The sequence below is a fragment of the Mycobacteroides chelonae genome (genome assembly GCF_016767715.1).
GTDB lineage: Bacteria > Actinomycetota > Actinomycetes > Mycobacteriales > Mycobacteriaceae > Mycobacterium > Mycobacterium gwanakae.
Map to the genome: position 1 here is coordinate 3,876,384 of NZ_CP050145.1, position 23,735 is coordinate 3,900,118.

At 64.6% G+C, this 23,735-nt stretch carries 20 protein-coding genes; 10 read left to right on the forward strand and 10 right to left on the reverse strand.

Translation table 11 applies throughout. The annotated features are described in order from the left end of the window. Positions 1-67: 67 nt before the first annotated feature. The gene (locus tag HBA99_RS19085) at positions 68-1,105 is read left to right on the forward strand and encodes an LLM class F420-dependent oxidoreductase (protein WP_070952093.1); all 1,038 of its coding nucleotides are present in this window, start codon (positions 68-70) and stop codon (positions 1,103-1,105) included. A gap of 60 nt (positions 1,106-1,165) precedes the next feature. Beyond that, a complete protein-coding gene (locus tag HBA99_RS19090) occupies positions 1,166-2,680 on the forward strand; it encodes an alkaline phosphatase D family protein (protein ID WP_070952092.1) in 1,515 nt (504 codons plus the stop codon). Here the strand turns inward: HBA99_RS19090 and glmM are convergent. The 7 genes from glmM to eccCa all read right to left on the reverse strand — a co-directional run bounded on the left by glmM (position 2,677) and on the right by eccCa (position 11,480). Beyond that, positions 2,677-3,996, reverse strand: coding sequence for a phosphoglucosamine mutase (glmM, locus tag HBA99_RS19095; protein ID WP_070920839.1), 1,320 nt, complete (start codon positions 3,994-3,996; stop codon positions 2,677-2,679). The two genes, HBA99_RS19090 and glmM, sit on opposite strands and share 4 nt — an antisense overlap. A gap of 103 nt (positions 3,997-4,099) precedes the next feature. Next, positions 4,100-4,633: a 30S ribosomal protein S9 gene (gene rpsI, locus HBA99_RS19100; protein ID WP_081347115.1), complete on the reverse strand. Its 534-nt coding sequence runs from the start codon at positions 4,631-4,633 to the stop codon at positions 4,100-4,102. Beyond that, positions 4,630-5,073, reverse strand: coding sequence for a 50S ribosomal protein L13 (gene rplM / locus HBA99_RS19105; protein ID WP_030096756.1), 444 nt, complete (start codon positions 5,071-5,073; stop codon positions 4,630-4,632). Before rplM ends, rpsI begins: the two co-directional genes overlap by 4 nt. Before the next feature lie 288 nt (positions 5,074-5,361). After that, positions 5,362-5,649, reverse strand: a complete 288-nt coding sequence (locus HBA99_RS19110) for a WXG100 family type VII secretion target (protein ID WP_070952091.1) — start codon at positions 5,647-5,649, stop codon at positions 5,362-5,364. Between the two features lie 47 nt (positions 5,650-5,696). Then, on the reverse strand, positions 5,697-5,975 hold the full coding sequence (locus tag HBA99_RS19115; protein WP_070915339.1) for a WXG100 family type VII secretion target: 279 nt from the start codon (positions 5,973-5,975) through the stop codon (positions 5,697-5,699). Positions 5,976-6,117: 142 nt separating this feature from the next. Then, the gene (locus HBA99_RS19120; RefSeq protein ID WP_070952090.1) at positions 6,118-7,497 is read right to left on the reverse strand and encodes a type VII secretion-associated protein; all 1,380 of its coding nucleotides are present in this window, start codon (positions 7,495-7,497) and stop codon (positions 6,118-6,120) included. Beyond that, a complete protein-coding gene (eccCa, locus tag HBA99_RS19125) occupies positions 7,494-11,480 on the reverse strand; it encodes a type VII secretion protein EccCa (RefSeq protein WP_070932963.1) in 3,987 nt (1,328 codons plus the stop codon). Before eccCa ends, HBA99_RS19120 begins: the two co-directional genes overlap by 4 nt. A 267-nt stretch (positions 11,481-11,747) precedes the next feature. Between eccCa and eccD the strand changes: the two genes are divergently transcribed. Both eccD and mycP read left to right on the forward strand, forming a co-directional pair. Continuing rightward, on the forward strand, positions 11,748-13,283 hold the full coding sequence (gene eccD / locus HBA99_RS19130) for a type VII secretion integral membrane protein EccD (protein ID WP_057967489.1): 1,536 nt from the start codon (positions 11,748-11,750) through the stop codon (positions 13,281-13,283). Continuing rightward, complete coding sequence (gene mycP, locus HBA99_RS19135) at positions 13,280-14,722, forward strand: type VII secretion-associated serine protease mycosin (RefSeq protein WP_046254628.1); 1,443 nt, start codon at positions 13,280-13,282, stop codon at positions 14,720-14,722. The genes eccD and mycP overlap by 4 nt, the downstream gene beginning before the upstream one ends. An 18-nt stretch (positions 14,723-14,740) precedes the next feature. On the opposite strand, the gene eccB is transcribed toward mycP, so the two are convergent. Continuing rightward, positions 14,741-16,219, reverse strand: a complete 1,479-nt coding sequence (gene eccB, locus HBA99_RS19140; protein WP_057967488.1) for a type VII secretion protein EccB — start codon at positions 16,217-16,219, stop codon at positions 14,741-14,743. Between the two features lie 207 nt (positions 16,220-16,426). Here eccB and eccE point away from each other — a divergent pair, with 207 nt between their 5' ends. Continuing rightward, positions 16,427-18,061 (forward strand): type VII secretion protein EccE, encoded by a 1,635-nt coding sequence (eccE, locus tag HBA99_RS19145; RefSeq protein ID WP_030096748.1) that lies wholly within the window; start codon positions 16,427-16,429, stop codon positions 18,059-18,061. 13 nt (positions 18,062-18,074) lie between these two features. On the opposite strand, the gene HBA99_RS19150 is transcribed toward eccE, so the two are convergent. Further along, positions 18,075-18,629 carry a CGNR zinc finger domain-containing protein gene (locus HBA99_RS19150; RefSeq protein ID WP_030096747.1) on the reverse strand — a complete coding sequence of 185 codons (555 nt, stop codon included), beginning with the start codon at positions 18,627-18,629 and terminating at the stop codon, positions 18,075-18,077. A 72-nt stretch (positions 18,630-18,701) separates the two neighbouring features. Between HBA99_RS19150 and HBA99_RS19155 the strand changes: the two genes are divergently transcribed. The 5 genes from HBA99_RS19155 to HBA99_RS19175 all read left to right on the forward strand — a co-directional run bounded on the left by HBA99_RS19155 (position 18,702) and on the right by HBA99_RS19175 (position 22,849). Next, positions 18,702-19,754: an EamA family transporter gene (locus HBA99_RS19155; protein WP_064409478.1), complete on the forward strand. Its 1,053-nt coding sequence runs from the start codon at positions 18,702-18,704 to the stop codon at positions 19,752-19,754. Between the two features lies 1 nt (position 19,755). Then, positions 19,756-20,406 (forward strand): cutinase family protein, encoded by a 651-nt coding sequence (locus HBA99_RS19160; RefSeq protein WP_030096745.1) that lies wholly within the window; start codon positions 19,756-19,758, stop codon positions 20,404-20,406. Between the two features lie 10 nt (positions 20,407-20,416). Continuing rightward, complete coding sequence (locus HBA99_RS19165; RefSeq protein ID WP_070952089.1) at positions 20,417-21,406, forward strand: alpha/beta fold hydrolase; 990 nt, start codon at positions 20,417-20,419, stop codon at positions 21,404-21,406. Positions 21,407-21,538: 132 nt separating this feature from the next. Next, positions 21,539-22,090 (forward strand): cutinase family protein, encoded by a 552-nt coding sequence (locus tag HBA99_RS19170; RefSeq protein WP_030096743.1) that lies wholly within the window; start codon positions 21,539-21,541, stop codon positions 22,088-22,090. A gap of 42 nt (positions 22,091-22,132) precedes the next feature. Next, positions 22,133-22,849, forward strand: a complete 717-nt coding sequence (locus HBA99_RS19175; RefSeq protein ID WP_057966424.1) for a cutinase family protein — start codon at positions 22,133-22,135, stop codon at positions 22,847-22,849. Here HBA99_RS19175 and truA read toward each other — a convergent pair whose 3' ends face one another. Then, entirely contained in the window at positions 22,850-23,734 is an 885-nt protein-coding gene (truA, locus tag HBA99_RS19180; RefSeq protein WP_070952088.1) for a tRNA pseudouridine(38-40) synthase TruA, read from the reverse strand. It lies immediately after the preceding gene. Between the last annotated feature and the right edge of the window lies 1 nt (position 23,735).

Genomic DNA, 23,735 nt, shown 5'->3' on the forward strand with positions numbered 1-23,735 from the left:
TCTTTTTTCACCGATCTGTGGATCATGCGTCTTCCCGTTCAACCGCTTGGTCGGGTAGGGTCGCCGCATGCGCATTGGAACCACGCTGAGCTATGCCGGCGGATTCACCGAAGTCGTTGACGAGCTCGCTGAGCTGGAAAAAGTCGGGTTGGACATCGCGTTCGTCGCCGAGGCCTACTCGTATGACGCCGCGAGCCAGCTCGGGTTTCTCGCTGCCAAGACATCCACCGTAAAGCTCGCGTCGGGGATCTTCCAGCTGTACACCCGAACCCCCACCTTGCTGGCCATGACGGCGGCCGGTCTGGATTATGTCTCCAACGGCCGGTTCGTCCTGGGCATCGGCGCCTCGGGCCCGCAGGTCATCGAGGGATTCCACGGCGTGAAGTACGACGCTCCCCTGGGCCGCACTCGTGAAACCGTCGAGATCTGCCGCAAGGTGTGGCGTCGGGAACGCCTGGAATTCGAAGGCAAGTACTTCACCGTGCCACTGCCTCCCGAACAGGGCACCGGCTTGGGCAAGGCGCTGAAGCTGATCAATCACCCAGTGCGCGACCGCATTCCGGTACTCATCGCCGCTCTTGGCCCCAAGAACGTGGCACTGACCGCCGAGATCGCCGAGGGCTGGCAGCCCATCTTCTTCCTTCCCGAGAAGGCCAATGACGTGTGGGGGGCCGCCCTGGCCGAAGGCAAGGGCAAGCGCGACCCGTCACTCGGCGAGCTCGAGGTCTACGCCGGGCCCGCACTCGCGATCGGTGACGACGTCGAAGCGCTGTACGGATTCGTCAAGCCGAGCCTGGCGCTCTACATCGGCGGCATGGGCGCCAAGGGCAAGAACTTCTACCACAACCTCGCGACCGCATACGGTTTCGGCAAGGAAGCCGACACCATCCAGGAGCTTTACCTGGCGGGCAAGAAGGCCGAGGCGACCGACGCGGTGCCTGACGAGCTGGTCAGGAACATCTCGCTCATCGGGCCCAAGAGCTTTGTCGCCGAACGGGTTGCGGCCTTCAAGGAGGCAGGTGTGACGACTCTCAATGTCGCTCCGCTCGCCGCCGATGCGGCAGGCCGGATCAAGCATGTCGAGGCTCTGCGCGAGCTGCTGTGATTCGTACGCCGTTCGCGTAGCGTTCGGCGTACGTTTGCCTGCCACCCCGAAGGTGGTGGGATGACAGCCATTCCGCGCCGCACGGTCCTGCGTGCCGCCCTGCTTGGGCTCGCTGTTGCTCCGGCCGCGGCATGCGGGCCGGCGTTGGTGACTACTCGTCCGAGACTGACGCATGGAGTCGCAAGCGGATTCCCCCGCTCCGACGGGGCGTTGGTCTGGGCCCGCTCGGATCGCCCGGCCACCATGCTCGTCGAAACAGCTGCCACCGAAAGCTTCTCGGACGTGCGACGTTTCACCGGGCCGATCCTCACACCCGAGACCGACGGGACGGGCCGACTGCGTCTCACCGGCCTGCCCGCGGACTCCGAGGTGCACTACCGGGTCACACTGGACTCCGATGGAGCCCTGAGTGAGCCTGTTACCGGCGTCTTCCGGACAGCACCGACCGACGCACGAAACGTGCGACTGATCTGGTCCGGCGATGTGGCGGGACAAGGATTCGGCATCAATCCAGACGTCGGTGGGATGAGGATCTTCCGCACCATGGCGGACCGGAATCCGCAGTTCTTCCTGCACAGCGGGGACACGGTGTACGCGGATGTTCCGATCCAGGAAACATTGACCCTGTCCGATGGACGGATATGGCGCAACGAGGTATCCGAGGCGAAAAGCGATGTGGCACAGACACTCGACCAGTATCGCGGCCAACACGCGTACAACCTCACCGATGCAAACTACCGCTACTTCAACGCGCACGTTCCGCAACTAGTGCAGTGGGATGACCACGAAGTGCTCAACAACTGGTATCCGGGCGAGATTCTGGAGAACGACAAGTACACCGAAAAGCGAGTCGATGTGCTCGCACAACGCGGGCACCGGGCATTCCATGAATGGCAACCAACCGAACGCCGCGAAGCCGTTGACGGCCTTGTTTACCAACGAGTCTCATACGGTCCGCTATTGGACGTGTTCATCCTCGACATGCGCAGCTACAAGGATCCCAACTCCACCAACCGGCAGCAGCATGGCGCCATCTTCGGCGCCCGCCAAACCGAATGGCTGATCAACGCCATGGCCTCATCCAAGGCAGTATGGAAAATCGTCGCCAATGACCTGCCGCTGGCGCTGGTGGTACCCGACGGCAAGACGAACTTCGAGGCCGTCGCCAATGGCGATAACGGCCCCCCTCTGGGGCGAGAAACCGAACTGGCACACATCCTCTCGCAACTGAAAGCGCGACAGGTCCGCAATGTGGTGTGGCTGACCGCCGATGTGCACTACACCGCGGCGCATGAATACTCGCCTGCGCGTGCCGCCTTCACAGACTTCGACCCGTTCTGGGAGTTTGTGTCGGGTCCACTGCATGCCGGCGCCGGCCAGGAGAAGCCACTCGACGGAACCTTCGGGCCGCGAGCGGATTACGTCCACGCGGCACCGCCGGATCAGCAGTCACCGCTGGACGGTTACCAGCATTTTGGGCAGGTCGATATCGACGGCACAAGCGGCGATCTCACCGTCACCCTGTGCGACGCCGCGGGTTCCGCGCTGTACACCCGCAGCCTGGCGCGTGCCTAGACCGCGCCGACCACCTCGGCCACCCGCTCGGCGAGGCGCTGTGCGGTCGACTGCTCGCCGGCCTCCACCATGACACGAACGAGTTGCTCGGTTCCGGAAGGACGCAACAGGATTCGGCCATTGCCCGCAAGCTCAGACTCCACAGCGGCGACGGCCGCAAGCACCTCGGGTGCCTTCGCCACCGTGTGCTTATCCGAGACCGGCACGTTGATCAGCGTCTGCGGCAGGCTACGCATCGCGGACGCAAGATCAGCCAATGACTTACCTGTTTGAGCCATCCGGGACATGAGACGCAGGCCGGTGACGATCCCGTCTCCGGTAGTGGCCAGCGAGGGCAACACGATATGACCGGATTGCTCGCCCCCCAAGGCGAATTGGCCCGCGCGTAACTCCTCCAGCACATAGCGGTCACCGACACCGGTCACCTTGACGTCGATGCCCGCCGAACGCATGGCGATATGCAATCCCTGATTGCTCATCACCGTGGTGACCAGCGTGTTATCGGTGAGCTCACCGGCTTCCGCCATCGCTGCGGCGAGCACGACCATGATGGCGTCGCCATCGATGACGTTCCCATCCGCGTCTACCGCAAGACATCTGTCAGCGTCGCCGTCATGCGCAAGCCCGAGGTGAGCATCGTGGGCCTTCACGGCCGCCTGCAGTGGACCGAGATGCGTTGACCCACAACCGTCGTTGATATTGAGCCCGTCGGGGTCGGCATTGATGTCTATCACGTGAGCACCCGCGGCGCGGTAGGCCAAGGGCGCCGCGTCGGAGGCCGCGCCGTGCGCACAATCGACCACCACGGTGACTCCGCTCAGCGGATGGGTGGCGGCATTGTGAACATGATGCAGATACCGGTCGAGGGCGTCGACGGCGTCGCGCACACGCCCGATGCCCGCCCCGGTCGGACGTGCCGCAGGAGTGTCCAGCTGCGCCTCGATGGCATCCTCGGCGGAGTCATCAAGCTTGTGACCGCCGGCGCCGAAGATCTTGATGCCGTTGTCCGGCATGGGGTTATGCGAGGCCGAGATCATGACGCCGAAGGCCGCTCCGTAGGCACCCGTCAGGTATGCCACCGCCGGGGTGGGCAGCACACCGACTCGCAGCACGTCGACGCCTTCTGCCGCGATACCCGCGACAACCGCGGCCTCCAACATCTCACCACTGGCGCGCGGATCTCGACCCACGACCGCGATGGCGCGACCACTGGCCAACGACCGCGCAGCGGCCGAGCCCAGCGCGACCGCGAGCTCGGCTGTCAGCTCGGCATTCGCGACACCACGCACACCGTCAGTGCCGAATAGTGAGCCCATGCAGTAAACCTTCCATAACCAGTCATATCAAACTGGCCCAATAACGCGATTGCGCCGACACACAGGTCGTGTGCCGGCGCAATACGCGGACGAACAGAGTCGATCAGCGCTTCGAGTACTGAGGCGCCTTACGGGCCTTCTTGAGACCGTACTTCTTACGCTCGATCGCACGCGGGTCACGAGTGAGGAAGCCGGCCTTCTTCAGCACCGGACGGTCCTCGGGCTCCACGATGATGAGCGCACGGGCGATAGCCAGACGCAGCGCGCCTGCCTGACCCGAAGGGCCGCCACCGGACAGGTGAGCGTAGATGTCCACGCTGTCCACACGGTTGACGGAAACTAGCGGCGCCTTGATGAGCTGCTGGTGCACCTTGTTCGGGAAGTACTCCTCCAGAGTGCGGCCATCCAGGTGGAACTTGCCGGTGCCGGGGACGAGGCGCACGCGGACGACGGCCTCCTTGCGGCGGCCAACGGTCTGGATGGGCTTGTCGATGACGACGGGCCCACGAGGAGCGGCCTTGACGGCAGTCTCTTCGGCGGAATCCTCAACAACGACCTCGACGACCGCTTGGTCGCCGCCGTCCACTGAGATGTCCGCGTTCTCTTCGGGGGTCTGCTCTTCGGCGATATCGGTCACTGAGCCACCTGCTTAATCTCGAACGGGATCGGCTGCTGCGCGGCGTGCGGGTGCTCGGGACCTGCGTACACCTTCAGCTTGCGCTCGATCTGGCGGCCAAGCTTGTTCTTGGGCAGCATGCCGATGATTGCCTTCTCCACCGTGCGAGTGGGGAACTTCTCCAGCTGCTCGCCGATGCTGCGCTTACGCAGACCGCCCGGGAAGCCCGAGTGACGGTAGGCGAACTTGTCGGTGAGCTTCTTGCCGCTGAGGGCAATCTTCTCTGCGTTGATGATGACGACGAAATCGCCACCATCAGCATGCGGGGCGTAGGTCGGCTTGTGCTTGCCGCGCAGCAGGGTGGCTGCTTGAACGGCAAGACGGCCGAGCACTACATCCGTGGCGTCGATGACATACCAGCTTGTGGTGATGTCACCCGCCTTCGGCGTGTAGGTAGGCACAGTCTTTCCTTGTCTACTCGGGTGGATCCCCGGACGGCTGTTGCCGTTCGGAGCGCTGGTCATGGCGGACGGTGGAGGTTGATCTCGGCGACCAGTGGTGACCCGAGCCTCGTGTGCGATGACATACCGCACGCCAACGGAGGAGCTTACCGGGCGACGTCACCGCAGGTCAAAACGCGGTCGAGCCCGCCCTGTGAGCACCCCGGACACTTCCACAAAAAAACTGTGGGGCCTTGGTGGCTCTCCCCCACCAAGGCCCCACAGGGTCTTGAACAAACCGTCGGCGATTTAGCCGTGCCAGGCGCCCGCAGCGCTCTGGTCGGTGTGCTGCGCATCCTGGTTACCCTGGTCAACCTTGGAGTTGAGCTGGGTCAGGATCTGGTTGAGGTCCTCAGCGGACTGGTGCCAAGCCTTCTGGTACTCCTGGTACGCGGTCGCTTCCTGACCCTCAGCTTGCTGGATCAAGGGATTGACGTCGTGCTGCAGTTCCTCGAGGCCGGCCTGAATCTTGCCGATAATGCCCTTGACATCTGCAACCAATGCGTCGATCTCGCCGTGATTATAGGTAATCTGCATGTTCGTTCCCCTTTGCTATGTGATGTCTCTGATGACTATTGCTAGACCTAGAAGGTCTGACCCTCATCCATCTCCTGGATGCGACGCTTGTTCGACTCCATGGTGTCGGAGATCTGCAGGAGCACCTTCTGGATGTCGCCCATCTCCTGGTCGAAGCGAGCCATCGCCTCGTCGAAGGCATGCCGCGCCTGACCCTGCCACGTGCTGGTGCCCACCGCTACGCGGTCCCGCAGCTGGTTCTGGATCGCGGTGAACTCCTGGTGCTTGCCTTCGATCTTCTTCGACGTAGCGTCGAGCAACGCCAGGTCATTCTGAAAAACAGCCACTTTATGTCCTCCCTTGTCCCCAGGCCCGGCCAGTCACGGGTGTGACTTCCGGTTTCTGGCCGGTTTTGTCCTTACAACTACATACGATGGCCTGACCGTCAGATCGGTTCCATCTTTTTCAAAATTTTTTTCAGCAATCTTTCTAGTTACCCGATTTTACCGCATGCGCAGTTCTGATTGCCAGATCACAAGCCTGTTCGACATCATTATAGCTATCTTTCTTGGACTGGCAGCCAACTCCTATTCTCAGGTCATCATCCAGAAGCACCGTCCATGCGATGTCATGGCCCTCGCGCACCTCGGTGTAGGTAACAGCTGGCCGGTCCGCCTTGTGGTCGTCGGCCTTGAAATCGGTGAATACCCCCGGCGGCTCCTTCGTCATGGCAGCTCGCAGCGTCTCGGCTGTTGAGGCCAAGGTTTCTGTCGACTTCACCCGCACCTGGGTCACATGCACGACCGTCTCGGGGTCCGCGGGTGAGATCACCTCGACCCTCGCTGAGCCGGCACCGCCCGCAGGGATACGCCGTACCGCCCACTCGGCGGGCACCATGAACTGCACATGCCCCTCTACCAGCAGCGATGTCGCCACCACGGGAGCCGTCGGCGACGCTCGCCGCTCCCGCGCGGAGGCCACGGTCACGACAACACCGGTGACGACCACTGCGGCGGCCAGACCAATCGCGGCAAGCGGCCACCACGCGGGAAGCCGCGGCGCGGATCTCGCGGGCGATGCGGGTGTCCATTCGGGCCTTCTGGCCACAACGGGCTCTTCGGCCGGCTCATCGACGAACGCCGGCCCCCGCGGAGCTTGACCGACATCGCGAAATACCGAATCCTCGGCGACCTGCGATACCCCAGGAGTCAAGCCGATCCGATCGACCGCGTCGACGATCGCCTCACCCATCTCACTATCGGCCGAGTCGACGAGGATCGCGGCGACTCCCGTCGGCTCGCTGCGGACCACATCCTCGACGGCACGTGCCACGGCGCGCGCAACGTCTGCGGCGTTCTTGGCCTCCCAGGACCGTTCTTCGAGATGACGAACCGTCGCCTCCGGCTCACCGGCGGAGCCGTGCGCCACAACGATGACGGCGACCTCACCAGGCGACACCTCGACCACCACCAGGGAGCGCCCCGACAAATCGGTGCGCACACCGCGCTCGGCCAGTGCGATGGCGCGCGAACGCACGGTCAGTCTCGCGGCCATCATCCGCGCGGCATTCGACAGCGTGGTGCGTCGTCCAGGACTCCACGCCGTGGGATGGATCAGCTGCATGGAATCGAGGCGGACCGGGGCATTCTGGTCAGTGAGCAACGACTCGAACAGGGCTGCCCAGAGCGCGCGGGACGGAACCACGCGCCCCGGTAACAGGGCCATCTCGTCATCGAGTGCGGCGACCGCCGACCGAACATCGGAATGTCCGGCCTCACGGATGCCGGCGTCGGTTCGCGCTCGGACTGCGGTCTCGGTCACTTCGATCGCCACCCGCGTCCCTATCTGCGGGTCGCGATCCAGAATCACTGCGGATCGCTCCAGGCGACTTGGATCAGTTGTTGACCGCCCGAGCGCATGACCAGGGTGCCGCGCCCCGCAGGCTGCTCACTCGGTCTGACCGTCCCCAGCAGCACACCCTCATCTTTGTTGCCACTCATCTGTAAACCGATGCAGGACAAGTCCTTCATGCGGGCCATCATCGGCTCGAACATCGCCCGCGAGGCACCGCTGGTGCGGCGCGCGATCACAACATGCAGGCCGATGTCCTTCGAGTGCGGTAGGTACTCCGCCAGTGGCAGCAGCGGGTTTCCACTTGCCAGCGCCACCAGGTCGTAGTCGTCGACCAGGATGTAGATCTCCGGGCCGGACCACCAGGACCTGTCCCGCAATTCCTGTTGAGTCACATCGGGTCCCGGCATGCGCGACTTGAGGAGCTCGATCAACGCAGGCACCTCATCGACCAGGGTATTGCTCGACATCGCGTACTTGGCCAGATGCCCGGTCTCGACGACACCGAGCAAGGTGCGCCGATAGTCCACGATGAACAGCTGCACCTGTTCCGGGGTGGTGGTGCGGACGATCTCGCGGCACATGGTGCGCAACAAGCCGGTCTTGCCGCACTCGCTGTCGCCGAAGATCATCATGTGCGGCTGCTCGCCGAACTCCAGGAACGTCGGGGCCAGCTCGGTTTCATTGATACCGACGAGGATGCGCAGGTTCGGCTGATCGTTTTGGGGTGCCTGCGGAACCAGTGCGGCGTAATCGATCTTGTGCGGCAGCATGCGAACCTTCGGCGCTTCCGCCGTACTGCGCTGGCGCATGCTCGCCGCGGCCGCACTGATCGCCTCACCAAGGTCCTGATTCGACGAGACACTGTCGACGCGTGGCAATCCGATGAGCATGTGCCGACGGTCGCGGGTGATACCCCGGCCCGGCCTGCCATCGGGCACGAGCTGTGCCAGCTTGCGATCGAAGTCCGAGTCCAGTGGATCACCGAGACGAAGCTCGACGCGCGTGCCGATCTGGTCCTTCAGGGCCGGACGGATCTCGGCCCAGCGCGACGCCGTGACCACGGTGTGCACACCGAAACCAAGCCCCTGCGCCGCAAGCGCGGTTACCTGTGGCTCGAGAGCCTCGAACTCCTGCCGTACGGTGGACCAGCCATCGATGATGAAGAACACGTCACCGAATGGATCATTCGCAAGCTGTGGGTCACCTGCACCCTTGCGCCGCCGGTACTCGGCCATCGAGTCAATTCCATAGGCGCGGAAGGCATTCTCACGCGATCTGACGATCGTCAGCATTTCGGCGAAAGTCCGCCGGATCAGATCTGATTCCAGGCGGCTGGCCACCGAACCGACATGCGGTAGCTGCGCCAACGACGTGAGCGTGCCACCACCGAAGTCCAGGCAGTAGAACTGCACCTGCGCGGGACTGTGTGTCACCGCGAGCGAGGTCACCAGGGTGCGGACAGCCATCGACTTCCCGGACTGGGGTGCGCCGACAATGGCGACGTTGCCCGCCGCAGCGGAGAGGTCGACGATGTACGGGTCGCGCCGCTGCTCGTACGGCCTGTCCACGATTCCGATCGGAACGGTCAGGCTGCCCACCGCGTCGAAACCAGCACGACCGTGACGAGGAATCAGGTCGCCCAGCGTGGGCGAATCGTCCAATGGCGGAAGCCACACCTCGTGAGCCGGATTGCCATGCCCCTCAACGCGATCGAGGATCGTGTCGATGACCGACCTTCCTGGTGCCCCTTCGGACGCGGCCGGAGTGTCATCTTCGACCACTTCCACCGGACGCATCTGCAGCGCCACCGGCGCAGCGGTAAAGAGGCGCGGCGCTGCACCTCCGCCTCCCGAGGAGACGGCCCGACGCGCCGGTCCGTACGGCACATATGGACCTGAGACGTAGGAGGTTTGGAATCGCGTCAGCTCCCCCGAGTCGTCCTTGAGGTAGCAGGAACCGGGGGTGTTGGGCAGATGATAGGCGTCCGGCACGCCGATCGCGGCACGGGATTCGTTGGCAGAGAACGTCTTCAAGCATAGCCGATAAGACAGGTGCGATTCCAGCCCGCGCAGACGACCCTCATCCAGACGTTGCGAAGCGAGCAATAGATGCACATGTAGCGACCGGCCCAGACGGCCGATAGCGACGAACAACTCCGCAAAATCCGGATGCTGACTCAGCAATTCGGAGAACTCGTCGACGATGATGAACAGTGCCGGCAATGGGGCGAGGGACGCACCAGCAGCGCGCGCACGCTCGTACTCAGTGACATTGGCGAAGTTGCCCGCGGCGCGCAATAGCTCCTGGCGCCGGTTCATCTCGCCGGCAAGAGCGTCCTTCATGCGGGACACCAGGTTCGCCTCTTCGGCGAGGTTGGTGATGATCGCCGCGACGTGCTGTGCCCGATCCAGACCCAGGAACGTCGCTCCACCCTTGAAGTCGACGAGCACGAGGTTGAGCGCATCCGGCGAATGGGTCGCGATCATGCCGAGTGTCAACGTGCGCAGAAACTCCGACTTACCCGAACCGGTCGCACCGATGCAGAGCCCGTGTGGACCCATGCCGTTCTCGGCGGCTTCCTTGATATCCAGCTCCATTGGAGTGCCGTCGACCGCGATACCGATCGGAACCCGAAGCCTGTCACGGCCAACCCTGTTGCGCCACACTACTTCCGGGTTGAGTAGTCCGGGATCACCGATACCCACGATGTCGGACCAGCGCGTGCTGACCTCGGTCTGGATCTGAACCTCGTCGCCGCTGCCCGTCAGCACCCGATAGGGCGCCAAGCGGCGCGCACACGCCATCGCCTCGGTGACGGTGAGGTGATCCGGGTGGGCGAAGACCTCGGACCCGACGTTGCCCTTGGCACCCAGCCCGCGTTCGGTCAGCTCCAGTTGCATACCGCGACGGGCCGCGAGCGGATCCACCCTGGTGCCGATCTCCACGAGGGTCACCGAATCGATGCCGTGGTCGACGATGAGGCGTTCGGACCCGATCAGCGTGCCGCTGTCGACGATGATGAGAATCTGCGGCCGGTCGGGGGACGGCTGCGCGGTCCGCGAGAACCGTTCCCGCTCGGTAATCAGCGACGCCAACGATTCCTCGACCTCACCCAGCGAGTGGTAGACCAGCCGAGATGAGCCGACGCCGTCGAAGGCGCTCGGATGCTGCGAGTGCGGAAGCCATTTGAGCCAGTCCCAGTGTGGGGCGGCATGCCGATTGACCACCGCCGCCACCAAGAACTGGTCGGGCCCGTGGAACATCGCGAGCTGGCAGATCATGGCGCGCAACATGCCTCGCGCCACCTCCGGCGAACCGTCGATGGTGACGGCCGCAAAACCTCTCAGGTTCAACGCGATAGGCAGCTCGGGCACCAGCGAGTGCGTACGCACGAATCGCCGCAGTGCCACAGACGCGACCGGCTCCAGCTCCTCGACCGGGCCGATCTCCGGTGCCACCAACTGGGCCGCCAGACGCTGATCCCCTACTCCGACACGCACATGGCAGTAGTCGCTGTCTCCGGGACGCCGCTCCCACATGCGGCGGCCACCGGCCAATGTCCACAGCGCGGCGGGGTCCGGGTTGTTCCAGAGCAGCGCCTTGCGCTGGGCCGCACCGGTATCGGTGACGTTCTTGCGCACCACTTCGAGGTACCGCAGGTAATCCTTGCGATCCTCGTTGATCTCGCTGGTCTTGGCTCCCTTGCCGCCGCTGTTGGACACCATGCTGACCATCGAGACCATCATCATGATCGGGAACAGCATGAACATCGGGCTGCGCATCATCCCGCCGCCTGCCCCACCACCGAAGCTTCCCGAGGTGACGAAGAAGGCGATCATGCCCACCATTGCCACGACCATGACCAGCGGCATGATCTTCGCAATGATCGGCGACGGGACCGGCCGCGGAATCTCCGGCGGCGGCTGCACATTGACCTCGCCGCCCGGGACACGAGGCACCGCAAGCCGAGGCCGACGAATGAATATTGTGGTGTTCACCCCGTGCTCACCCTGGCCCTCCGGTTCCCCCGCGTCACATCTCGTGGCAATCTGTGGCACCCACGCTACCGCCCAGCCCACGGCGGGCTACAGGATAGGGCCGTTATATCCGGTGCCGCAACGAATTCGCTCACAAGATCGCTGCAGCCGCTGGTCGCGTGGATGGCGTTCGCCCGGATGCATCGAACCGCTGGCGGCGCTCAGCAGCGTTCGGCTAGTGTGCATGCGCAAAGATCAATGACCGTGGGGGCAGGTAGGGGGCACAGCATGACACATGCGCAGTCGGGCGCCGAGCAACGTTCGGCGGTACTCGAACTGTGCCGCGTTTCCATCCAGGCTGAGCGCACCCAGGTCGACCTGGCGCTGCCGACGAGTGTTCCGCTGGCCCTTTTGGTCGGCTCGATCGTCGACATCATCAACCAACATGTAGGCGTCCCCGAGCTGACCAGCCCGGAGGACGCCGTGGAAACGCACTGGCGTTTGTCCCGGCCCGGTCAGCCACCGCTGCAGATGTCCAGCACCCTTGGTGAGCTGGAGGTCCGCGACGGTGATCAACTGATTCTGACCGCGTCCGATGTGGCCGCACCGGATCCGCTGTTCGACGACGTCTTCCTTGCTGTCTCTACCTTCCGGACCGTGTCGGCGCATCCGTGGAGCCGGACCGCCGCCCGGATACTCGGCGCCTCCGCGTGCGGCCTGGCCGCGGTGCTCGGTGCGACGGCGCTGTTACGTGCCGGAGCCACGAATCCCGGCCTGCTTCTTCCCATCATCGCCGTAGCGATCGCATTGGTGGCCATCACCGCCGCGGTGTTCGCGAACCGGGTCTATGACGACTCCCTGGCCTCGGTGATGCTGAGCCATTGCGCTGTCGGCTTCTCGGCGGTGGCCGGAGCGCTGTTCGTACCGGGAAAGTACGGCGCCCCACACGTGATGCTGGCGCTCATGGTGGCGATGGTCGTATCCATCCTCGCCATGCGTGCGACCGGCACCGGAACGATGTCCCTTGTCGCGGTCGCTTCGGCATCGCTGCTCGGGTTCGGAGCGGCCCTGGGTTATGTACTTTTCGAGCCTCCGATCTATAGCCTCGGCGCCGTGCTCGGCTCGGTCGGCATCTGCGCGGTGGCACTGTCCCCGCGCGTGGCCATGGCGCTCGCCCGACTACCGCTTCCCCCGGTGCCCACGCAGGGCGCACCCTCACGTCCTGAACATTCGACGGCACCTATCGAAGCCATCGAAGGTCTCGACGGACTCGATACCGAGGGTGATGACGTCGAGGACGCCACGGCACTTCCGCCGCTGCCCGATCTTCGTGAGAAGGCGCTGCGGGCGCACGCCGTACTGACCGGATTGGTGTGCGGGACATCCGCCGTCACCGCGGTGGGCGCCATGCTGGCCGCGCTGACCTTCCCCGGAGCCGGTGATCATCACCCCACCGGTGCGCACCGATTCAGTGGTGTGGTGCTCGCCGGATTGATCGCGCTGGCGATGATGCTGCGGGCACGCTCGCACGCCGATCTCGCACAGACCGTCGCGATCAACCTGGGCGGCTTGGCCATTCCGGCAGCGGCATTCGCGTTCATCGCGGTCGCGTACCCGACGGCGGCGGTGTTCACCACCGTGTTTGCGGCGATCGCGGCCGGTTCGGCCATTGCCCTCGGCTTCCTGGTGTCCGCTCGCAAGTACTCACCGGTGGCCCGCCGCACGGTGGAGATCATCGAATACATCGCGCTATCGCTGATCGTTCCGATCGCCGTCTGGGTGTGTGGCGTGTACAGCGCCGTGCGGGGATTGAACCTGCCATGAACCTGGGCGTGGCCCGCCGCGTCGCCACCGCTGCAGCCGTTGTGATGTTGGCGATGGCATCGCAGCTGGCGACCGGTTCGATGCACATGCTGGCGACCGCACGCGCCTTCGCACCACTTCCCGTCGATCCGAGCATGCTTCCCGGCCCGCGTCCCGCCGCTCCCATCGAGCCCACGGAGCAGAAGGAACTGTGCCGATTCCCCGGCATTGACCCCAAGCGCGACCTCAACAAGGTGCCCACACAGCAGCGCGGGCTGGATCTGCCGTTGGTATGGCAGCTATCGCGCGGCGCGGGCCAGACGGTCGCGGTGATCGACACCGGTGTGGCGCGCAGCCCGCGGCTGCCACCACTGATCCCGGGCGGCGACTACGTCTTCGAGGGCGGCAACGGCACCCAGGACTGCGATGCGCACGGCACCATCGTGGCCGGAATCATCGCCGCTGCACCGGATCCCACGGGGGCGAGCGCGTTCAGCGGTATCGCACCCGACGTCAGCCTCATCACCATTCGCCAGTCCAGCGCCAAGTTCGCGGTGAAGAACAAGGGCGGCGGGGGCGACAGGGACGATCCCTCGAAGATCAGTGGCGTCGGAAACGTCGACACCCTGGCCATGGCGGTGCGTACCGCGGCCGACCTGGGCGCCACCGTCATCAACATCTCCGAGGTGGCGTGCGCCTCCGCCAAACAATTCCTGGATGACCGACCGCTGGGCGCCGCCCTGCAGTACGCGGTGGACGTCAAGAACGTCGTGGTGGTCGTCGCCGCGGGAAATGTCGGCGACGGCCAGTGCAAGAACCAGAACCCACCACCGGATCCGGCGCGGCCCAACACCCCGGACTGGGATGCCGTCCTGGAAACGGTGAGTCCGGCTTGGTACAACGACCTCGTCCTGACAGTGGGCTCGATCGGCCCGGATGGGCAACCCTCGAAGTTCAGTCTCGGCGGCCCCTGGGTCGATGTCTCGGCGCCCGGTGAAGACATCGTGTCGCTGGACCCCAATCGCGATGCGCTGACCAACGCCTACATGGGCGAGCAGGGCCCGGTACCCATTCAGGGCACCAGCTTCTCCGCGCCGGTGGTCAGTGGCGTTGTCGCGCTGGTGCGTTCACGCTTCCCTCAGCTCAGCGCGCGCGAAGTGATGGACCGCATCAAGAACACGGCACACCGCCCGCCCGGCGGCTGGGACCCTTATCTGGGCTACGGCGTGGTGGACGCGCTGGCCGCCGTCAGCGACGACCTGGGTACCACCAGCGACCTCGCCCGGGCCAACGCGGCCAAGAAGCTGCAGCTGCCGCCCGCACCCGCGCCGCCCGACCCACGGCCACGCCGTGTCGCTCTGATCGGAATAGCGGTCTGCGCGGCATTTCTCGCCGCGGCATTGGCGATGCTCGCACCGGTTCGCAAGTTGCGGCAGGGCCGCGACAACTCCACCGAATAGCGGCGGTAACACGCTCTTTTAAGCAGGCGGTGTGCTCGATGTGGACGGATTGATCGCCAAACCTGTCTTGTCCGGCGGCATTCCGTCGTGCACGACGAGTGCGTCTTCCTTGCTCAGTCGAGGCCCCGGCGGCAGCAGCCCGACGACCGGCCACGGGGCCGGAACGGGTTCAACCGTGAGCCCCAAAGACTTGGCGGCCTCCAGATTCCCGATGCCGAAACGCACGCCGGTATCGAGGATGAGATAGAGCGACTCGGCACGCCCGGTATCGCCACCCAGGCCCGTGGACCGCACGAATGCGCTACGCGCGGGCGGAATGTAGGCGGTGTCGAGGTTGGGCCCCTCCTTGTCGGCCTGCGCCAGCACCACCGGTACCTGATCGGTCTTCAACGGCAGCGAGTTACCCATCAAAAGCTTGGTCGAGGCGTGCTCCTGCGTCTTCTCCTGCCCGGGCTTCCAGCTGCTGCACAGCACCGACTTCTCCGGGACGTCCACAATCTTCCCGGCACGGTCCGGAAATGTCTGTACGGCAAGCACATTGAGGCTCTGGTGTCCCGAGATCACATCCGGAGCGACGGAGACGATGTCTTGTGCGCCCTGGGAGTCGGAGAACCGGATCAGATCGGCGGTGACCTCGTTGACGCGTTGCACCCCGCCCGAGAGCACCACGTAGTACTCGGCAGAGTCCGCCCGGCTCATCTTGATGACCGACCCAACGCGAACACCACCGGTGGTGATGGGCGAAGGCCCTCCGGCGTCGGGGATGGGCGGCGGAGCGATGGCCGGAACCTCGGGAATGGCGTTGAGCACGTTCATCGATATCGGCCGGGGTGTCACACCTTCGAGACGCAGCGCGCGGGTCACCGCGGGGTTCGTCAGATCCACCGCGGCGCGCTTGCCGTCGTAGAGCAGATACATCTGGCTGTTCACGGTCACCAGGGCGTACCTGTCCTTCGGCATCTCCTGGTTGCCGTTCTCGAGGGTCACCTTGCCCGCGATCACCGTGGAGGTGACGGTGGAACTCGGCGGGGGCGTCGCGACATCGCACACCGTCCAGATGGTGTCGTCCCCGGTCAACGGACCCGGAATGGAGGCCGGCGCACCGGGAATCCCCACCAGCGGGCCGCGACGCGCCTTGGCCAGCTCCGAGTCCTTGACCGGCTTGGGATTCTCGTTGTTCCCGGAGATCAACCGGGCCGATGCCAAATTGAGCGCGGGGTGAAGCGTGTCCTGGATCCGGACGTAGACGGCACCGGTGTCCTTGGCCATGACGATGGGCTGGTCGCCCAGCGGCATGTTGGGCCGAAAGAACGCCAAGATCGCACAACCGGCAACAACAACGGTGGCCAGCACGATGCCGACCATGAGCGAACTGGACTGCGACCGCATCGGGTCGTGGATCATTCGGACGTCACGGCGAACCAGTGCGTGCTCCATACGTCGCACCAGGAACCGGTACCCGCTGACCTGCAGCCGGGTTGTCGGTTGTCGCGCCATCGTCCCCCCTCCAGGAAATCTGCGAAACTCGGATCTACGACCTAACGATGCCTCTAGGCCTGCCCCCGGATCTTGTCAGATCCTACGTACCGGCCACACGGCCATGCAGCCTATTGCAATACTGGGCAACCACGATAGGTTGCGGGTGGCAACCGCGATGCCCGAGTCGGGTCGGCGCGGCATGACGGTGGGACAGAAGGGGGAACGGTGACCTCGAGCGGGGCGGCTCCGGAACAGGTGCGTCGGGCCACGATGCCCATCCAGATCATGGTGATCTCGCAGCTGCTGATCCTCGCCGCAGTCCTGGTTTCCTTGCTGTTCGGCTGGCCGTGGTGGGCCGCGTTGTTGATCGCGATCGTGGCCTTGGCGCTCGTCCTCGGCCGTTGGGGCGGTCAGACGGTCAGGCATTGGGCAGTTACCGGATTCAAGTATCTGACGGGCCGCACTTACCGAAGCTCGGGCAGCATCGCCGACACCCCCAGCAGCCAGGACAGCTGGACCGGAACTCGTTGGGAGAACGGCAAACTCATCACGGTGCTGGAAGTCAGCGCAACCCAACGCCACCCCTCCGTCATCACCCCGGACCACTGCGCCACCGACTCACTGGTGCCCCTGCGCGTGCTGCGGGAGTGCATGCATCAGAACGACATCGAGCTGGAGAGCATCGACGTCATCAGCAACGGCCAACGCACCGCACAGGGCACGGTCCTGCGCGGCGGGTACGACCGGCTGGTGGGCCCGCTACCTGCCGTCGCCATCCGCACCGTCTGGGTGGTACTGAGATTCGACCCCGGCGCGAACGTCGACGCGGTCTTCCGCCGCGGAGGCAGCCGGCGCGGCGCGGAACGATGTGCCGTCATCGCCACCGCACGGGTCCGCCGGGCATTGGCGGCGGCCCACTGCGCCAGCACCATCCTGCAGGCGGGCCAGATTCACCGGATCAGCGCCGAAATGCTCCGGCAGTACGCGGGCGCACCCATGCATGAGGAGTGGGGCGGGCTCATGCTCATCGACTCCTACAACGTCGCGATGGGAATTGACCCGTGGTACATCACCGATGCCACCCTCACGGGACTGTGGGCGCGGCCCACGCTGGAGACCACCGTGACGGTTCGGCTGCGCCCGGCCGCGAAGGGCCGCACATCGGTTGGCGCACTGGTGCGGTGGGCAACCGACGAACAACTTCCGATACGCCATTCCACGGGCATGACCTCACTGAACGGGAGTCAGCGCGACGCGTTCTTCGCCGGACTTCCCGTGGGGGCCATCGGGTTGGAGTACCTGACCCGCAGCATCGAGATGAGCAACGAGGAACTCGACGGCATTCATCTGCCGACATCGGGCTGCGGACAATTGATCGGCTCGGATATGTCCGGCCGCGCGATCGCCGCACGATTGTCCGGCCAGGGCGTTCACACCGTGGTGGTCCGCGCCGAACTCTACGTATGCCAACAGGTGGTGCTCAGAGCGGTGGCGATCGGAGCACTTGTGGTCGTGTACACCGACCGTCCCCACATGTGGGATGTCATGGTGACCTCGATCGGCGACGCCAACCGCATCCAATTCGCCAGTGGCCCGGGCTTTATCGACCCTCGATGCACGCTGGCCGTGGTGGACGGCATGCAGCCGACCGCACTTCCCAGCAACTGCACGGCACTGCACATCATCAGCAGCGAGTACGACGCACTTCCGGCCCGGCCGGATGTCATCATCGACCAGCCCAATGGCTACGGCGACCACATCCTCTTGACCGCCGGTGGCGAGACCATCCAGGTCCGCCTCGTGACGGTCAGCGATGAGTTGGCCTACCTGGGCCGGCCGATACAGGCTTTCGCACAGTAGAAGTTTCGCGGCTTCAGGGCTCGTCGCGCATGCGCTCCCGGTAGGCGGCCACATGCTGCCGGTTACCGCAGTTTCCGGTGTCACAGAACATCCTGGATCTGTTGCGCGACAGGTCGATCAGGACGGCATCACAATCCGGGGCGGCACAGGTCTTCAAACGCCGCTGTTCGCCGGTGCGCACCAGGTCCGCGAACACCATGGCGGTCTCGGCACCGAGGCGGTCCGCGAGCGGCGCGTCGCTGGCCGCCATGTGCAGGTGCCAATCGGGTTCCTCGACATGCCGGGTGAGCCACGGCGAGGCGTGGGTATCGGCCAGCAACGCGTTGACCTGCCGAACCACGTATTCCTCGTCGTTGATATGCGCCCAGATATCGCCCAATCGGGTCCGTAGCGTCTTCACGGCCTGCAGCTCGGCCTCATCGCCGTCACGCCTGCCGGTCCAGCCGTACCGATCCAACAGCGGCGGTAGAGCGTCCGGATCAGGGAGCAGTTCCCGATCGTTGCGGGCGGTGTTGATCAGCTCAGCCGCAGATTTCAGCCCCTGCTCCGTGTCATGAGTGAAAAGCATTTGACACCTGACATCCTTCACTTATACGGTCATGACCGTATTCGATTTTACTCATGACACGCGGGAGGTGCGGTGAACGACAGGGCCACTTTCCGGGCGGGCGTGATCCTCGCCCTCGCCTCAGCCGCCACCTTCGGATTTTCCGGCCCCTTCGCCAAGTCACTCATGGCGGCAGGCTGGTCTCTGACGGCCGTCGTCACCGCGCGCCTGGCCACCGGCGCCGCGGTCATGGTCGTGGCCGCCTGCATCGCGGCACCCGGATGGTTCTCCGAAGCTAGGCGCCACACCAAAGTCGTTGTGCTGTACGGGATCATTCCCGTGGCGGGTGCCCAGTTCTGCTACTTCGGCGCCGTCCGGCACATGTCGGTCGGCGTGGCGATGCTCCTGGAGTTCCTGAGCCCCATCCTGGTTATCGCCTGGACCTGGCTGTCCACCCGGCACCGTCCACACACCCGGGTACTTGCCGGCGCGGCTCTCGCGCTAGTTGGAATGCTGTTGGTACTCAACATCTTCAGCGGATCCCGCGTAGAGCCGGTGGGGGTGCTGTGGGGATTGGGCGCGGCGGTGTGCGCCGCGTACTACTTCATCTCGTCACACCGCGCGGGCGGCAAGGCGCAAGGGCTGCAACCGATCACGCTGACCACCAGCGGGCTACTCGTCGGCACCATCGCGGTCGGCGGCTTCGGGCTCACCGGGATCATGCCGATGACCTTTTCCACTCAGGATGTGCAGGTCGCGGGCTGGCATGCACCGGTCTACGTGCCCATCCTCATTCTCGGAGTGGTCACCACCGCGATCGCCTATCTCACCGGCATCGCCGCCATCGCCCGACTCAAGCCAAGCTATGCGTCGTTGATCGCGCTCACCGAAGTACTGTGCGCGGTGATCGCGGGGTGGGTGCTGCTCGGGGAAACCATCGCACCCATCCAGTACGTGGGCGCCGCGGTCATTCTCGCGGGTCTGGTTCTGGCACATCAGGGCGCGGATACCTCGGCGGATGCCGAATCCAGCGCAGCCGGGCTCTCGGCTTCTTTACCTGCGGGATTGAAATCACATGGCAGTGACAGCGAATTATCCGTAACCTCAGTGTGTGACGCTACAGCCGAATCCACGCCCAGCCAGTAAGTTGTTCACCGCCGCCGCACGCGCGGCGGTTGTTTCGGTTGCGGCAATCATGATGACCACGGGTCTCGCGGTCATCCTCCCCGCCACCGCTTCGGCGGCCTGTCCCAACGTCGAGGTTTCCTTCGCCCGCGGGCGTTCCCAGCCGCCAGGCGTCGGAAACATCGGCGACGGATTCATCAGCGCGCTGCGCAACCGCGTCAAAGACGTTGGTGTGTACGCGGTCCGGTACGACGCCAACACTGACGTCAGCGGCGGAGCGAACGACCTGAGTGCCCACCTGCAATCGGTGGCCAACTCATGCCCCAACACCAAGCTGGTGGTGGGCGGTTACTCCCTCGGCGCCGGTGTCGTCGACACCGCGCTGGGTTTCCAGGGTCCCGTTTCGATCGGGGACTTCTTCAACTTCACCAATCCGGTTCCCCCGGAGGTCGGTGACCGCATTCGGGCGATCGTCACCTTCGGCAACATCGTCAACCGCTTCGCCCCGATCCAGAACCTCGCGGGCGCCTACTCCGATCGCGTCCTTGACCTGTGCAATGACGGCGACCCGGTCTGCATGGCGGGCGACAACGAGAGCTGGAAGTCCCACACCACATACCCGCCGGCACTCTTTGCGCAGGCTGCGGACTTCGCTGCCGCCCGGGTGAACTAGCCTCGCCTGGGTGACTGTTTCCCAGATCACCCACCGTCAGCTGTCGGTCAATGGAATCGACATGCACGTCGCCGAACAGGGCGAAGGCCCGGCGGTTGTTCTGTGCCATGGCTTTCCCGGGCTTTGGTACACCTGGCGCCACCAGCTGGCCGCGCTGTCTGCAGCCGGATATCGGGCCATCGCGCCGGATATGCGCGGATATGGACGCACCACGGCGCCGCGGGACGTAACCGCCTATAACCGCAGCACGACGGTCAACGACCTCGTCGGCTTGTTAGACGCGCTGGATCTGCACGATGCGGTGTTTTCCGGACACGATTTCGGGGCACATCTGGTGTGGGACATGCCCGCCTGGGCGAGGGATCGAGTTCGCGCACTGATCCAGCTGTCGGTACCGCGCACCCGGCGACTCCCGGTAACACCGAGCGTTGGATTCAATTACCTTGCCTCTCAGCACTTCACACATCTGGAGTACTTCCAGGAGCCGGGCGTGGCAGAGTCCGAGCTGGATGCGCAGCCAAAGACATTCCTGGCCACACTGTTCCACGCTCTCAGCGGGGCAAATCGCTATCTGGATTGTTGGGACCACCCGGCACGCGTGGGCGACAAACGTAACGGCTACCTAGATGTCCTTCCGAGTCCCCCTCCCCTGCCATGGAATTGGCTTTCCGAGCAGGATCTCGACTACTACGCGGCCGAATTCACGCGCACGGGATTCACTGGTGGCCTCAACTGGTACCGGGCCGAGGATCTGGTGTGGTCCCAGAATGAGCACCTGCACGACAGACCCATCGGCGTACCGGTGACCTTCATCGCCGGATCGGCTGATCCGGTCCTGGAAATGCTCGGCCGCGACCCCATGACGGCTATGGCCGATCTCGTTCCCGGTTTGCGGTCGGTGCTGATCGTCGAGGGGGCCGGACACTTCGTGCAGATGGAGCGGCCTGACGCGGTCAACACCGCGATGATTGAGTTCCTGGGGTCGCTTCCGCCCAGGTGACATGGCCCATACCGCACCGATATGACAACTAGATTGACTTACCCGTAGCATTCCCGTGTGACGACGTACAGTGCTGTTTCACCTGCAATCGCGCACGTCCGCCGGTGGGGATTTCCGCTCGCCGCTCTGCTCATGTTCATCAGCCTGGTGACCATCTCGCAGCCGGTGACCGCGACCGCCGACCCGTGCGCCGCCGTGGACGTCTCCTTCGCTCGCGGCCGTGATGAGCCGCCCGGCCTCGGCCGCGTGGGTCAGGCATTCGTTGACGCCCTCGGCCCCAAGGTCGGCAGCATGAACGTCTACCCCGTCAACTACAGCGCCGGACTGCTCTCCACCGGAGAAGGTGCCGATGACCTGCGCGCACACCTCAGCGACGTCGCATCATCCTGCCCGAACACCAAGCTGGTGATCGGCGGATACTCCATGGGCGCGACCGTCGTGGACGACGTCGCCAACAACCCGCCGCCGGACGTCGCTGGCCGGATCAGGGGAATCGCGACCTTCGGAAACATCGACCGGCGCGGCGGTGGCATGACCGGCCCCCTCGCCGGACGGTGGATCGATCAGTGCAATCCCGGCGACCCGGTCTGCCAGGAGGGCGGCCGCTCGTGGACCGCGCACCAGACCTACGAGCAGACAAATCTGCCCGCTCAGGCTGCGTCTTTCGTGGCGGGCAAGCTCTAGAGAAAGGGCACACAAGACCTCGCTGACCCGTAGCATCGTGGTGTGACCACGCATCAGCGGGGCACGAGGGTCGGCGTTGTCCTGAGTTATCTTGTCGCCCTGACGGTGTTCGCGCTGTCGGCAGCGAATGTTGTCGGGCTTGTCTATGCGGTGCCTCACGCGTCGGCAGATCCGTGTTCGGACGTAGACGTCTCATTTGCACGGGGTCGCAAGGAGCCAGTCGGGTTGGGCCGCGTGGGCGGTGAGTTCGTGGACTCCCTGACCCCGCGCATCGAGGCGACCGGGGCCAGCATGAACGTCTACCCCGTCAACTACGACGCCGGCATCTTTTCGGCCGGCGGCGGGGCCAATGATCTGAGCAATCACCTGCAAGCTGTGGCAGCCAGTTGCCCCCGGACCAAGCTCGTCATCGGCGGGTACTCGATGGGTGCGGAGGTAATCGACACGATCATCGGTGTTCCGAACGTGGGCATCGGGTTCAACCGCCCCCTACCTCCCGCAGTGGGCGACCGCATCGCGGCTATCGCGACGTTCGGCAACGCCACCCACCGTACGGGCGGCCCGCTGAGCGGTATCGCCGGCGTATTCGGCTCGCGGGCAATCGATCTCTGCAATCAAGGAGACCCGATCTGCATGGCCGGTCCCAACAACAGCTGGGACGCCCACACCTCGTATGAACGCACCGGACTTCCCGCTGAGGCCGCGGCGTTCGTTGCCTCGAAACTCAACCGCCACGGCGAAGCCGAGCCCAGCGAGTAGTCAGTCCTTCCGGACTCGAACATCACGCGTGATCAACACGCGAGCCGCCATCTCGTCATCGGGCGGATAGTCCACACCGACCAGTGTCAGACCACGCGCCGGTGCAGCAGCGAAATCGCTTGAACGCCTTTCCTTCTTGAGCAGGTCCGCGCACCACTGCACTGGCCGCCTGCCCTCCCCCACTACCAGCACCGCACCCACCAACGACCGCACCATCGACCAGCAGAACGCGTCGGCGCTCACGTGCGCGGACACCTGATGTCCATCGACCGTCCAGTCGAACCGCTGCAATTCACGGATCGTTGTGGCGCCGTCACGATGGCGGCAGAAGGCCGCGAAATCATTCAGCCCCAATAGTTTCTGCGAAGCCTCGGCCATGGCCCCGACGTCCAGCGGGCGATGCCATCCGACGACATCGTGCCGCTCTAGAGGCAGCACTCCGAACGGCGCCGTGGAGAACCGGTATTCGTAGTGCCGCCGCAGGGCCGAGAACCGCGCGTCGAAATGCTCGGGGGCACGCCGTATATCGAGCACGCGCACGTCTTTGGGCAGGAAACGCGACAGCCGCCGGATCAGCCTGCCGAACTCAGGCGCATCCGCGGAGCGGGATCTACCGAGGATTTCTGGGAGCCGAGCATGCGGGATGTCGAGATGCGCTACCTGACCCGTGGCATGTACGCCCGCGTCGGTGCGCCCGGCGACGTACAGCGAGACCGGCTCGCCCACGATCGTCGTGAATGCCGCACCCAGCACCCCGGCGACCGTGCGTTGGTTGACTTGAGTGGCCCATCCCGCGAAATCGGTTCCGTCATAGGCAATATCGAGCCGTAAACGAACCAGCCCGCCACCGTCTCCGGTAGCGGGCTGGTTCTCAGGTGTGACCAAA